10 protein-coding genes are annotated in these 12,738 nt (G+C 73.3%); 4 read left to right on the top strand and 6 right to left on the bottom strand.

Annotated elements, in window-relative coordinates:
* Positions 1 to 11: 11 nt before the first annotated feature.
* Positions 12 to 1,997, bottom strand: coding sequence for an N-acetylmuramoyl-L-alanine amidase (locus tag AOK00_RS10205; RefSeq protein ID WP_437441405.1), 1,986 nt, complete (start codon positions 1,995 to 1,997; stop codon positions 12 to 14).
* Between the two features lie 298 nt (positions 1,998 to 2,295).
* Positions 2,296 to 3,423: an aminoglycoside phosphotransferase family protein gene (locus AOK00_RS10200; RefSeq protein WP_055599978.1), complete on the bottom strand. Its 1,128-nt coding sequence runs from the start codon at positions 3,421 to 3,423 to the stop codon at positions 2,296 to 2,298.
* Positions 3,424 to 3,656: 233 nt separating this feature from the next.
* On the opposite strand from AOK00_RS10200, the gene AOK00_RS10195 reads away from it, so the two are divergent.
* Positions 3,657 to 5,150, top strand: coding sequence for a DNA-binding protein NsdB (locus tag AOK00_RS10195; RefSeq protein ID WP_055599977.1), 1,494 nt, complete (start codon positions 3,657 to 3,659; stop codon positions 5,148 to 5,150).
* Between the two features lie 272 nt (positions 5,151 to 5,422).
* Here AOK00_RS10195 and AOK00_RS10190 read toward each other — a convergent pair whose 3' ends face one another.
* Positions 5,423 to 6,892, bottom strand: coding sequence for a PP2C family protein-serine/threonine phosphatase (locus AOK00_RS10190; RefSeq protein ID WP_055599976.1), 1,470 nt, complete (start codon positions 6,890 to 6,892; stop codon positions 5,423 to 5,425).
* Between the two features lie 449 nt (positions 6,893 to 7,341).
* On the opposite strand from AOK00_RS10190, the gene AOK00_RS10185 reads away from it, so the two are divergent.
* Positions 7,342 to 8,349, top strand: a complete 1,008-nt coding sequence (locus AOK00_RS10185) for a hypothetical protein (RefSeq protein WP_173861538.1) — start codon at positions 7,342 to 7,344, stop codon at positions 8,347 to 8,349.
* 27 nt (positions 8,350 to 8,376) lie between these two features.
* Here the strand turns inward: AOK00_RS10185 and AOK00_RS10180 are convergent, their stop codons facing one another.
* A complete protein-coding gene (locus tag AOK00_RS10180; RefSeq protein ID WP_055599975.1) occupies positions 8,377 to 9,045 on the bottom strand; it encodes an NADPH-dependent F420 reductase in 669 nt (222 codons plus the stop codon).
* 144 nt (positions 9,046 to 9,189) lie between these two features.
* On the opposite strand from AOK00_RS10180, the gene AOK00_RS10175 reads away from it, so the two are divergent.
* Positions 9,190 to 9,699, top strand: a complete 510-nt coding sequence (locus AOK00_RS10175; protein WP_254047305.1) for a GNAT family N-acetyltransferase — start codon at positions 9,190 to 9,192, stop codon at positions 9,697 to 9,699.
* A gap of 19 nt (positions 9,700 to 9,718) precedes the next feature.
* Here the strand turns inward: AOK00_RS10175 and AOK00_RS10170 are convergent, their stop codons facing one another.
* Positions 9,719 to 10,270 carry a YdeI/OmpD-associated family protein gene (locus tag AOK00_RS10170; protein WP_055600010.1) on the bottom strand — a complete coding sequence of 184 codons (552 nt, stop codon included), beginning with the start codon at positions 10,268 to 10,270 and terminating at the stop codon, positions 9,719 to 9,721.
* Positions 10,271 to 10,458: 188 nt separating this feature from the next.
* On the opposite strand from AOK00_RS10170, the gene AOK00_RS10165 reads away from it, so the two are divergent.
* On the top strand, positions 10,459 to 11,397 hold the full coding sequence (locus tag AOK00_RS10165) for a carbohydrate kinase family protein (RefSeq protein ID WP_055600009.1): 939 nt from the start codon (positions 10,459 to 10,461) through the stop codon (positions 11,395 to 11,397).
* On the opposite strand, the gene AOK00_RS10160 is transcribed toward AOK00_RS10165, so the two are convergent.
* Complete coding sequence (locus AOK00_RS10160) at positions 11,375 to 12,664, bottom strand: ATP-binding protein (protein ID WP_055599973.1); 1,290 nt, start codon at positions 12,662 to 12,664, stop codon at positions 11,375 to 11,377. The genes AOK00_RS10165 and AOK00_RS10160 overlap by 23 nt on opposite strands.
* Positions 12,665 to 12,738 lie beyond the last annotated feature (74 nt).

Below are 12,738 nucleotides of genomic sequence, written 5' to 3'. Positions count from 1 at the left end.
CCACGCTTCCGTCAGGACTGTGAAACCCGCACGTCAGTGGCCTTCACAAAGGCCACGCGGTGGCCGAACTGGATCTGGTAGTACTCCTCCTGACCCCGGACGACCGTGTGCCCGCTGCTGTCGAACACCGGCGCGAAGAAGTACTCGCCCGGGGTACGGTCGCCCACCACGTAACGCTGCCCCGCGAGCAGCCGGTACGGCAGCGGCGACACGGCCTGCACCGGCACCCCCGCCGGATACGCCGAGGCCTCCGGATACGCCCGCCCGTACACCGGCACCGACGCCAGCCCCTCGCGGGGCGTGAGGACGAGACCCCGGGCGTTCACGGCGGTCGGCTCCTTCGCCGGATTGTGGAACCAGGCCTTCTGTCCGAGGTACCAGACCGCCGTCCAGTCGCCCCGGCGCTCCGCCACCGCGTAGCTCTGCCCGGTCGACGCACGCGCCCCGGTGTCGTTGACCCCGGTGGTCGACTCCTGCCCGCCCGGCCGCAGACCGATGTCCCTCACGAGGGGCGCGTCGGCGCTCGGTCCGGTGTGCAGGCGCACCGCCCCGCTGCCGTGCGGCGCGCACGCCTCGCCGGCCGTGACGCAGCCCGTGTAGACCGGACGGTGGGAGCCGAACTCGGGCCGGATCGTCACCACACCGGCCAGGGGACCGGCGCTCGGCGTGATCGGCCGGCCGAGCAGCTTGAAGTAGTGCGCCCAGTCCCAGTACGGCCCCGGGTCCGTGTGCATGCCCTTGATCGTGGACGTCACCGTCCCCGGCACGTTGTCGTGGCCCAGGATGTGCTGCCGGTCGAGCGGGATGTCGTACCGGGCGGCGAGATACCGCACGAGCCGCGCCGACGACCGGTACATCGCCTCCGTGTACCAGGAGTCCGGCGCGGTGAGGAAACCTTCATGCTCAAGGCCCACGGACTTGGCGTTCACGAACCAGTTGCCCGCGTGCCAGCCGACGTCCCTGAGCGCCACGTGCTGGGCGATGTGCCCGTCGGAGGAGCGGAGCGAGTACTGCCACGAGACGTACGTCGGGTCCCGCACCAGCTTCAGGGTGACGTCCCAGGTGGCCTCGGTGTCATGGACGACGATGTAGTCGATCGACTGGGAGGCCGGCCGGTTCGCCTTGTCGTGGTTGCCGTAGTCGCCGTCGCCGAACTCCTCGTACGGCGCCGGGATCCACTCGCAGGCCACCGTGCGCGGGCACTCCACGGGGCCGTCGGCGGGCCGGCGCAGGCCGAGGCCGGCGACCTGCGCGGTGTCGGGCGCGACCGCCGGGGCGGCCGCGAGCGTCACCACCTGCCCTCCGTCCGTCGTGCGCGACTCGCCGGACCGGATCACGTCGAACACGTCGTCCGCGTACCTGGCGGCGGTCGCCGAGTCGTCGGCGCCCGAGTACCGCGCCACCGCCCCGTACCAGTCGGCCGGGTCCGCGCTCGCCGGACGCCCGGACTCCCGCTGCGCGGCGGCCAGCAGCGCCGCCCCGCCCTCGATGTTCGCGGCCGTACGGGTCCGCAGCTCCTCGGCCGGGATCCCGGACAGCGCGGACGCCCGGTCCAGGGTGCGCAGCCGTGCGGGCAGCGACCCGGGAGCCGGGACGGCGGCGGGCTCGGGCGAGTGCGCGCCGGAGCGCACGGCGCGCGAGGAGTCGCCGCGCGCGTCCTCCGTGCCGTCCGAGTGGTGCGGAGGCGCCTCGGCCAGCGCCGTCACCGCGTCCGTCAGATGCATCGGCCCGTAGCCACCGGTCACACTCGGCGCACCACCGTGGGTGTCCCAGCGCGACTGGAGGTACGAGACGGCGAGCAGGACGCTCTCCGGTACGCCGTGGCGCGCGGCCGCCCTCGCGAACTGTTCCTGGAGGACACCCGCCTCGGGCACCTCGGCACCGGCCTGCGGGGCGGCGGACAACAGCGGGAGCAACAGGGCGGCGGACGCGAGGGCGCCCAGTGCCTTCGGCGGACGACCGGACGGCGTACGTCCGAGGGACGCGGAACGGAGCAAGGCAGCCTCCAGGGGCGGGGGTGACACCGGGGCGTGCGGGACCGAACCCGTACAGGGGTATCGGCTACCGGACGATCCGTCAATCACGCGCGCGCGGAAGGAAGTTCCCACGTCAGAGCGGGAATGGAGGCCGTGTGGCAGAGTTTCGCGGAGACGGGTCCCGGGCCTGGGACGCGTCAGTGGAGTGGACCATTGGCTCGCCCCGTCCGGGGGCGGAGACGCCAGTGCGCCGCGTCCCGGTGTGTCGGCACCGGGCGCACGGCGCACCCCCCCCGTGTCGTCGGTCGGGCCCGCCCGTTCAGCGCGTCCCGACCGCCGCGCGCACGGCCCGCCGTGCCATGGCGCAGTCGTCGTGCAGCCGCCTCAGGAGCAGCCGCTGTTCCTCACCGGGTGCGAGGGCGCCCGTGGGTACCGGTACGGAACCGGCCGGCGGAGCCTCCTTCATGGTGCGCTGCACCGCCGTCTCGTAGGTCCGGATCTCCCGGGTCAGCACGATCATCAGGTTCACCAGGAAGGCGTCCCGGGAGGCCGGGCCCGCCTGCTGGGCGAGCTGACTGATCTGACGCCGGGCGAGCGGCGCGTCGGCGAGCACGGCCCAGAGGGTCGCCAGGTCGTAGCCGGGCAGGTACCAGCCGGCGTGCTCCCAGTCGACGAGGACCGGTCCGGCGGGGGACAGGAGGATGTTGGAGAGCAGGGCGTCACCGTGACAGAACTGGCCCATGCCCTGGCGGCCACCCGCGTGCGCCAGACCGTGCAGCAGCTTCTGCAGGTCGTCCCGGTCCCGGTCGGTGAAGAGACCGAGCTCGTGGTAGCGGGCGATGCGGGTGCCGTAGTCCAGCGGCGCGTCGAACGTCCCGGCCGGCGGCCGCCACGCGTTGAGCCGGGCGATCGCGCCGAGCGCGGCCCGCACGTCGGCGCGGGGCGGGGCCTCGACGGGGTGGCGCGAGAGCGCCGCCGCCCGCCCGGGCATCCGCTCGATCACCAGCGTGCAGTTCTCCGGGTCGGCCGCGATCAGCCGTGGCGCCCGCACAGGCGGACGGTGGCGGACGAAGGAGCGGTAGGACGCTATCTCGTGCCGGAACCGCTCGACCCACGCGGGGGAGTGGTCCAGTAAACACTTCGCGACCGCCGTGGTCCGCCCGGTCGTTCCGACGATCAGTACGGAACGCCCGCTGCGCCGCAGCACCTGGACCGGGTTGAACTCCGGGCAGATGCGGTGGACGGAGGCGATCGCGATCTTCAGCTGCGCCCCCTGAGGGCCGGACAGATCGATTCTCCCGCTGATCGGCTGGGTACCCGTGCCGGCCGCCCAGCGCCTCGGCCGTACGGCCTGCGGAGCGGGAGCGAGGTAGGGCCCGGCGCCGGCCGGGATGATGCGGTGCTGCGGCCGGGGCGGGGCGGACACGGAGGACGATGCTGTGTACATGGAGGTGACAGATCCCTTCGTGTGCCGACGAGTTGCGTGCGTCGCCCCGCCCGCCCCCGGTCCGCACCCTGGGGAATGAGGGCCGGTCGGCGGGGCGGGGTGGCGCGTTCCTACCTGACACCCGGGCGCGGGTGGCGGAACATCTCGCGCACCCTGGCGAAGCCTGGCGAATTGTCGCCAGGCCTATGACAGAGGGCTACTGTCAACTCAGCCGAGAACCTGGGGGCTTAGACGTGACCGGACAAACCAACACCCGCCTGGCAGACCTGTTCGGCCTGGCCGGATGGTCCAAGGGCGAACTCGCGAGACTCGTCAACCGGCAGGCGGCGGCCATGGGCCACCCCCAGCTGGCGACCGACACCTCGCGGGTGCGGCGGTGGATCGACCGGGGCGAAACCCCGCGCGATCCCGTCCCCCGGGTGCTGGCAGCACTGTTCACCGAGCGACTCGGCCGTGTCGTGACCATCGAGGACCTCGGGTTCGTACGACACGGGCGCAGCGGAAAGCGGCAGGACGTCAGGAAGACGGAGAACCCTGACGGGCTGCCCTGGGCACCCGATCGTACGGCGGCGGTCCTCACCGAATTCACGGGAATGGACCTCATGCTCAACCGACGCGGCCTGGTGGGCGCGGGTGCCGCGCTTGCCGCCGGCTCCGTACTCAGCAAGGCCATGCACGACTGGCTGCAGACCGACCCCGCTCGCCAGGGTGCCCCCCAGCGGGCCACCGATCCCCTCCACGCCGACCCCGCTGGGTTCGACCGCTACGAGGCCGCCCCCATCGGGTCGGAGGAGATCGAGGCACTGGAGCACTCGGTGGAGGTGTTCCGTGCCTGGGACGCCTCCCGGGGTGGCGGACTCCAGCGCAAGGCCGTGGTGGGCCAGCTCAACGAGGTGGGCGGCATGCTCGCCTACCGCCACGCCGACCACCTTCAGCGACGCCTCTGGGGCGTCGCCGCCAACCTGGCCGTCCTGGCCGGCTGGATGTCCCACGACGTGGGCCTCGAACCCACGGCGCAGAAGTACTTCGTGATCGCCGCCCACGCGGCCCGCGAGGGCGGCGACCGGCCGCGGGCCGGCGAGGCCTTGTCCCGTGCCGCCCGCCAGATGGTGCACCTGGGCAGGCCCGACGACGCCCTCGACCTCATGAAGCTCGCCAAGGACGGCTCGGGCGAGCGCGTCCTGCCCAGGACCCGCGCCATGTTCCACACGATCGAGGCCTGGGCGCAGGCGTCGATGGGCCGGGGCCAGGCCATGCGCCGCACCCTCGGCGAGGCCGAGGACCTGTTCGTGTCCGACCGGCGCGACGAGGAGAACCCCAGCTGGATGCAGAACTTCGACGAGGCCGACATGCACGGCATGCAGGCCCTCGCGTACCGCACCCTGGCGGATCACGACCCGGCCGCGGCCGTCCCCGCCCAGCGTCACGCCAAGCTGGCGCTCGAACTGCGGCGCGGCGGTCACGACCGCTCGAAGCTCTTCGACCACATCTCGCTCGCCTCGGCCTGCTTCATCGCCGACGATCCCGAGCAGGCCGACCGGTACGCCCGGCTCGCCCTGATGTCCATGGGGGAGACCTCGTCCCACCGCACATGGGACCGGCTCCGCGAGATGTACCGGCTGACCGGGCAGTACGCGGGCTACGCGAGGATCGAGCACCTTCGCGAGGAGATCGAGCTGGCTCTGCCGAGGTCCCCGGTCAACCGACCGAGGACGGGGCAGGCCTGAGGGGTCGAGCGCCGGGGGCCGGGTGGGAGAGCCCCACATGCGGTCGAGTGTGCGGTCGTCAACGGGCTGTCGCGGAGCGGCAGTCGGTGAGACGGCTGCCGATGCCGGGATCGCCACGTCACGGTTGTCGATGGCAGGATCGCCGACGTCACGGTTGTCCATGGCGGCGTGCGTCGCCTGTGGTCGTGCCACCGTGCCACAGCGTCGTGGCACGCCGGTGCGCAAGGCCGCGGTCCCACGACAGTCCCCGCGCGCGGTCGGCGACCGGTGGTTCAGTGTCCGACCCGGACCACCATCACACAGGCGTCGTCCTCGCGCTGCTCCTCGCCGAACTCCTCGACCACCGCGCGCACACCGTCCTGGGCGTCCCGCGCCCCGATGAGCCGCCGGCCGAGCGCGAGCAGTCGTCGCGTGCCCGTGTCGTCGTCAGGGCCGCTGCCACGGGTGAGTCCGTCGGTGTGCAGGACCAGCAGGTCACCGGGGATCAGCCGGGTTTCGGCCTCGCCGTACACGGCCCCGGCCGTCGCCCCGAGGAGGACGCCCTCAGGCCGCCGGAGGACGTGCCCCGTCCCGTCGCGGAACAGCAGCGGGGCGGGGTGGCCGGCCTGCGCCCAGGTCAGTGTCTGGGCGACCGGGTCGTAGCGGCAGCACATCGCACTGCCGAGCGCCGGCTGTACGGACGTCTCCAGGAGCTGGTTGAGATGACCCATCAGGGCGGCGGGCCGGATCCCGGCGACGGCCATGCCGCGCAGGGCGCCGAGGAGCATGGCCATCGAGGAGGTCGCGGCGACCCCGTGGCCCGTGAGGTCACCGACGGTGAGCAGCGCGTCCCCGTCGGGCAGGGCCAGTGCGTCGTACCAGTCGCCACCGATCAGACCGGTGCTGGCGGCCGGGAGGTAGTGGGCGGCCACGTCCAGCGGGGCGGGGCCGTCGTGGGCGAAGCGGAGCGAGCCGCGCCAGGGCGGGAGCACCGCCTCCTGGAGCTCGACGGCGACCCGTCGCTCGGTCTGCTCGATGTGGCGGCTGCGCTCCAGGCTGTCCCGGCTCTCGCGGACGGCCCGCTCGCTGCGCCGCAGTTCGCTGACGTCACGGAGCACGGCCCACATCGAGGCGGTGCAGCCGTCGGCGTCGAGGACGGGCTCTCCCGTCATGTGCACGGTGCGCACGCGGCCGTCGGTCCGTACGATCCGGAACTCGCCGTCGATCGGCTTCCCGTCGATCAGGCAGTCCGTCACCATCCCCTGGAGGACGGACTGGTCCTCGACGAAGACCATCGTGGGCATCTCGTCCAGCGACATCGGGCCGCTCTCGCGCGTACGTCCGAAGATCTGGAACAGCTCTTCGGACCAGCTGACCTCGTCGGTCAGGAGGTTCCACTCGGCGCTGCCGACGCGGGAGAGCAGGGAGCCGGTGCGCTGCGGGGCGATCTCGCCGTACGCCGTGCCGGGGTCGGTGGGGAGCGCGGTGTCGGGGACCGTGTCCGCGGGCTCCTCGGTGACGACCTGTTCGGGGACGCCCGCACGGAGCTGACCCAAGTGGGCGCCCAGGTCGTCGAGTTGGTGGACGGCCAGGTCGCACAGGGCGCGCTGCCAGCGCTGCTGGGGGTCGTCGTCGTTCACCACGGCTTCCCGGCGCACGGCGACGAGCTCGCCGCGCAGGCGGCGGGTCTGTGAGATCAGCGCGTCCACCGCGCCCGGCTCCGGCTGCTGGGCGGGGTGATCCGCGAACAGTGGGGACGGCATGTCGTACTCCGATACAGGCGCGGCACGGCCAGGCCAGGTGTGAAAGTGAGGCCCGGATACGACTGTTGCACAGCCAGGGACGGCCCGTAAGGGATTTGGCAACACTCGATCCGGTGGTGCTTCCGGCATATGTCAAAGGCCCAGCGATGATCCGCCGCCGCGCGACGGGTTACGGTGCGGGTGTGGTGAACGACGACGGAATCGGCACGGTGAGCACGCGCACGGCGGTCACGGGCGGGGCGGGTACGGGGACGGGAAAGGGCACGACGGCAGTCTCTGGTACGGCAGTTACGGGTGTGACGGGTGGGGTGCGTACCAGTAGGGCGGAAGCGGCGGGAGTCACCGGAGCGGCGGGTGTGACGCCGCAGGCCCGTACCGGTATTCCGGGAACCGCCGCCACCGGCACCGCCTTTCTGCTCGCCGCGGCGCCCGCCGGGCGCGGCCGCGCCATGGACGCCGCGTCCGTGCTGCCGGCCCTCGCCGCCGTGCCGCCCGGCGTCCTCACCGGAACCAGCACCGCCACACTCGTCGAACTCGCCGATCCGCTCGACCCGCAGACCGTCCTCACCCGGCTGCGTGCCGCCGCGGCGAGCCCGGGCCCGCTCGTGCTCTGCCTCGCGGGGCAGCTCCATCTCGACCGTCGGCAGCAACTGCCCCACCTCGCCCTCGCCCGCACCACCCCGGCGACCCTCCGCTACACGGCGCTGCCCTGGCACTGGCTCGCCGCCGAACTCGCCGCCCGAGCCCCCGGCACCACGACCGTCGTCGCGGACCTCGCCGCGGACCCCGCCGTATGGGAACGCCTCACCACCACACCCGACCTCCTGTATCCGGGGCCCGGTCCGGTCCTCTACGGGAGGGTGACCCCCGCCCCGCGCAGGGGCGAGCTCCTCGCCCCCGCCTATCTGCGGTCCTGGGCGGAACTCTGGCGCTCCGGCGCCCGCCTGCCCTACGCCACCCTCCACGCGGAGTCGGCGGCCCAGACCGCCGCGGCCGCGCCGGGGGCGTTCCTCCTGGCACCCGCCCCCGCTCCCGTGCCGGTAGTGGAGCAGGACCCGCACCCCGCGATCCTGGCCGCCGCGACGGCCGGGCGTCACGGCGAGGCGGCGGCGGTGGCGGCGGCCTGGGAGCGCGAGGCCCTGCGCCGCCACGGGCCCCGGTCCGCGGAGGCCGTCCACTGGACGGAGGTACGGGCCGACCTCGCCCGCCTCGCCGGGGAACCCGCCCGCAGCTGCGAACTGTGGCTCTCCGCCGCCGAGGCCCGGCTCGCGCTGGGGCAGCGCACGGACGACGGCGACGTCGAAGGGGCCGTGGACCGGGCCCACCACCAGTGGGAACGGATCGGCGACCGGGCGCGGGCCCGCGCCCTCGGCCCCCTGCTCATCGCCCTGCGGCAGCGGGTCCCGGGCCGGCGGCCCGGAGCCCTTGCCGCACTGACACGTCGCATGGCGGAGTGAGCCGGTAGGTCGCCGGCGGGGGATCGGCTAGTGGTCGGGGCCGCTCCCGGCCGAGGTGGGGAGGACGACCCGGATGCCGAACTCGTAGGTGCCGGTCGCCCCCGCGATCCCGATGAACAGCAGGGCGAAGTTCTCCTGGCCCCGCGCCGTCGCGATCCCACCCAGGTCGAGCAGCGCGTCGTCGGCCCAGCCGAGATCGCCGACCAGACCGCGCACCACCTTCTTCGCCTCCGCGTCCTCGCCCGAGAGGAACACCGTGGCCGGGCCCTCCAGGGAGTCCGGCGCGATCATCACCTTCCGGTCGATGGTGCAGAGCGTCTTCACGACGCGTGTCTCCGGGAACGCCCGCTGGATCTCCTCGCCCAGGCTGACGCCCGGATGCGAGAGCGATCCGTCCTCCAGGAAGCCGACCCCGACGTCAAGAATGATCTTGTCGGCGAGCGCCTCCGCGCCGATCGTGTGCAGCAGGGACACGGACGCCGTGCCCGGGGTGGCGTTCACCAGCACCTCGGCGTGCGCCGCCGTTCCCGCCGGGCTGTCGATCCGTAATCCCGACGCGGTGAGTTCCTTCAGCTTCGCGAGCACCTCCGGGTCGTCCGGCCGACGTGATCCGAGGACCACCTCGTGGCCGGCCCGCGCCCACGCCGAGGCGAGTGCCTGTCCCACATTTCCTGTACCGAGAATTCCGATTCGCATGAGCGTCATCCTGCCGCCGCCGCGCCCGCCCGCACCTCGGCCCGGAGACCGTACCCGCGTCGGCCCCTCGTCCTAGGCCGGATCGACGACCGGTCCTCGGACCGGATCCGACGGCCGGGTGCCGGGGCTGAGATGATCGGACGTATGGCCGCCTCGTCGATCTCAGCCCCGACACCGGAAACCGCCCCCCTCGCCACGGAGCGGCTCCTGCTGCGGCCCGTACGCGCCGCCGACGTGCCGGCGGTCACCCGGCTGTGGACGGACCCCGAGGTCAGGCGTCATCTGGGCGGCCCGGTCACCGAACAGGTCGTACGGATCCGGCAGCGGCGGGTCGCGGGGGCGCCCGGCGTGTACGCGGTGGTACGGACGGTCGACGAGGTCCTGCTCGGCCTCGTCACGGTGGAACCCGCGGCACGGGAAGGGGAGACGGAGATCTCGTACCAGTTCCTGCCCGAGCACTGGGGGCACGGCTACGCGCGCGAGGCCGTCGGCGCCGTCGTCGAGGCCACGCTTCTCGGCACCCCAAGCGTGGTCGCGCTGACCCAGGAGGCGAACCACCGCTCCCGGCGGCTCCTGGAGGCCGTCGGCATGACCCACGTCTCCTCGTTCGTCGAGTACGACGCCCACCAGGTCCTCTACCGCCGCGGCCGATGACGTCCCGGCCCGCCGTCGCTCACCGGACCTTCTCGCCCGCCGCCAGCTTCGCGATCGTCCGCTCCAGCCGCTGCGCACGGCCCTTCTCGGTGCGGGCCTGCCACAGCCTCATGATGATCAGATACCGGTCCGTCTTCCCGAGCGCTTCGTAGCCGGCCCGCGCCGCCTCGTCGGACGCGAGCGCCGCCGCGAGGTCGTCCGGCACGGTCGCCTCGGCCTGCGAGGGGTACGCGGCCTCCCACCGGCCGTCCGCCTGCGCCGCCCGCACCTCGGCGAGGCCCGGCTCACGCATCCGCCCCGACTCGGTGAGCACCGCGACCTTGCGGACGTTCACCTGCGACCAGAGGCTGCGCGAGCGCCGCGGCGTGTACTTCTGGAAGTAGTACGTCCCGTCCCCGCCCTTGCGCTGACCGTCGATCCAGCCGAAGCAGAGCATGCAGTCGAGGATCTCCGGATTCGTCAGCGACGTGCCCCCCTTGCCCTTCTTGGCGATCCTCAGCCAGATCCCGGGCCGGTCCGCATGGTGACTCTCCAGCCATGCCTCCAGTGCCGCGGTCTCCGTGAAGGTCATCAGGTCGAGTCCCTCGTACTGCTCCACCGGTCCGGTCCCCCTGTCGTCGTCGCTCGTCGCTCCCGGGCGTCGCCCGCAGCGCTCGTGACCACGATATGGGGATCGTCCCGGTCACCGACCGCCCCGCTCCGGTGCGGTCGGCGGCCACGTACGATCTGCGGATCGTCCACGCCAAGGAGCTCCGACCCATGTCCTTCCTGGTCATCGGCGAGTGCGTCGCCGACATCGTCCGCGCCCCCGCCGGTTCCGGCGCCGCCGACCGCGTCCACGCGGGCGGCAGCCCCGCCAACGTCGCCTACGGCCTGGGGCGGCTCGGCAGGGACGTCACCCTGCTCACCCAGCTCGCCGACGACACCACCGGCCGGCTCATCGGGGCCCACCTCAAGGGCGCGGGCGTACGGGTGGAGGTCGGGGAGGTGCCGGAACGCACCCCGTCGGCGGTCGTCGGTCTCGACGCGCGCGGTCAGGCCTCGTACACCTTCGACATCGCCTGGACACTGAAGGGCGGGGCGCCGGCCGGCCTGGCGCCCCGCCATGTGCACATCGGCTCGATCGCCGCCGTCACCGCGCCCGGCGCGGCCGCGGTCCTCGCCGAGACGGAGCGGCTGCGGGAGCGCGCCACCGTCAGTTACGACCCCAACGTGCGGCCCGCGCTGATGGGGGAGCACGGGTCGGCCGTGACCCGCGTCGAGCGCTGCGTCGCCCTCAGCGACCTCGTCAAGGCGAGCGACGAGGACCTGGCCTGGCTGTACCCCGGCGAGGAGCCGAAGACGGTCGCCGCCCGCTGGCTCGCCCTCGGCCCGGCCGTCGTCCTGGTCACCCGCGGCGCGGCCGGTTCGCTCGCCTTCACCGAACGGGAGACGGTCGCCGCCGAGGCGCCGCCGGTCACCGTCGTCGACACGGTCGGCGCGGGCGACTCCTTCATGTCCGCCGTCCTCGACGCCCTCGCCGGGTGGGAGCGGGACGCCCTGGGCACACTCGGCGCCGAAGACCTCGCGAGGATCCTGGGGAGGGCGGGCACGGCGGCGGCCGTCACCGTCTCCCGGGCCGGCGCCCAGCCGCCCGACCGGGCCGAACTGGACGCCGCCCGCGAGACGTTCGCCCTCAGGTCCGTGCGTGCGTGGTGATGTCCGAGGCGAACTGCTCGACCATCTCCGGGGTGACCGTCGGCCGGCACTCACCGATGGCCGCCAGATAGTCCGCGGTGCTCGCCCCGGGCACCGGACCCTCGCCGCCCCGCCCGCCCACGGCGAGCAGATCCCGCTCGAAGGAGGCCTGGGCGGCGATCCTGGCCGCGTGCTCGATGTCGGCCGGGGTGAAAAGGTCGCTCGCCAGGACCAGTTCGTCGATGTCGACGTCCGTCCTGCCGTCGGTGTACCGGGCCCAGATCGCCGCCCGCGCGGCCTTGTCCGGCGTGCCGATCGGGATGAGGTAGTCGAAGCGGCCGGGCCGCAGGAACGCCGGGTCCAGTGAGCGGATCGAGTTGGTGGCGCAGACGAGCAGCCGCTCGTCCCGCTCCCTGAACCCCGGTATCAGCTTCAGGAGTTCGTTCGTCACCCCGTGCATGCCACCGGGCTGCGCGGGCTCCGTGCGTACGGGCGCGATCTCCTCGACCTCGTCGATGAAGACGAGCACCCGCTCCAGCTCCGCGATCCGCGCGAACGCGGACCGCAGTGCGGCGGCGAGGTTCCCCTCGTCGGCGAGGCGGGACGGCAGGATCTCCACGAACGGCCAGCCGAGCCGTGAGGCGATCCCGCGCGCGAACGTCGTCTTGCCGGTGCCCGGCGGACCGAACAGGCACACTGCGCGCGGCGGCCGCACCCCGTGGCGGCCGGCCCGCTCCGGCTCGGCGAGCGGCAGCACCACCCGACGCTCGATCAGGTCCTTCTCCCGCTCCATGCCGGCGACCTTGGCCCACAGATCGCCGGGCAGGAGCCGGCCGCCCAGATCGTCGAGGAGTCCGGCGGCAGGACCGTGCAGCGGCTCCACCTTCTCGAAGTACGCGACGGCCGGCTGGCGTGTGTACCCGGCGTTGAGGAGACCCTCCCCGAGGAGTTCCTCCTCCGGCAGGACGTACGCGATCCGCCCGACCCGGGCCGCCACCAGCCGCCGCTCCAGCTCCACGAGGAGCGCGCTGGCGAGACCGCGGCCGCGCCAGGCCGAGGAGATCGCGATCCGCATGACCCACGCCCGCTCGCCGGAGACGGAGGCGAGCGCGGCGCCGATGGGGACGCCCTGGTGGACGGCCACCACGGCGGGCTGGCGGGTGGTCAGGGCGCTGATGCACTCGGCCAGCGAGAACACGGACTCCTGACCGAGCTCCGCGGTCGTGTCGATCAGATGGACGACGGCGGCGAGATCGCTCTCGCGGTAGTCGTGGATGTGCCAGTTCACCGGTGGTACCGCCCCTCGTTGGTGCCGTTGCGGCGAGGCTAGGCGGGGCCTCCGGTCCCGGTCGTGCGCCATCC

Source organism: Streptomyces aureus, from assembly GCF_001418135.1.
GTDB lineage: Bacteria > Actinomycetota > Actinomycetes > Streptomycetales > Streptomycetaceae > Streptomyces > Streptomyces aureus_A.
The sequence above is the reverse complement of the archived record's forward strand: the minus strand, read 5'-3'. Positions and strand labels throughout refer to the sequence as shown.

Excerpts from the sequence above, each read along its gene's own strand:
- AOK00_RS10200 (WP_055599978.1), bottom strand. The coding sequence starts at position 3,423 with ATGTACACAGCATCGTCCTCCGTGTCCGCCCCGCCCCGGCCGCAGCAC.
- AOK00_RS10190 (WP_055599976.1), bottom strand. The coding sequence starts at position 6,892 with ATGCCGTCCCCACTGTTCGCGGATCACCCCGCCCAGCAGCCGGAGCCG.
- AOK00_RS10185 (WP_173861538.1), top strand. The coding sequence starts at position 7,342 with ATGGACGCCGCGTCCGTGCTGCCGGCCCTCGCCGCCGTGCCGCCCGGC.
- AOK00_RS10180 (WP_055599975.1), bottom strand. The coding sequence starts at position 9,045 with ATGCGAATCGGAATTCTCGGTACAGGAAATGTGGGACAGGCACTCGCC.
- AOK00_RS10175 (WP_254047305.1), top strand. The coding sequence starts at position 9,190 with ATGGCCGCCTCGTCGATCTCAGCCCCGACACCGGAAACCGCCCCCCTC.
- AOK00_RS10170 (WP_055600010.1), bottom strand. The coding sequence starts at position 10,270 with ATGACCTTCACGGAGACCGCGGCACTGGAGGCATGGCTGGAGAGTCAC.
- AOK00_RS10165 (WP_055600009.1), top strand. The coding sequence starts at position 10,459 with ATGTCCTTCCTGGTCATCGGCGAGTGCGTCGCCGACATCGTCCGCGCC.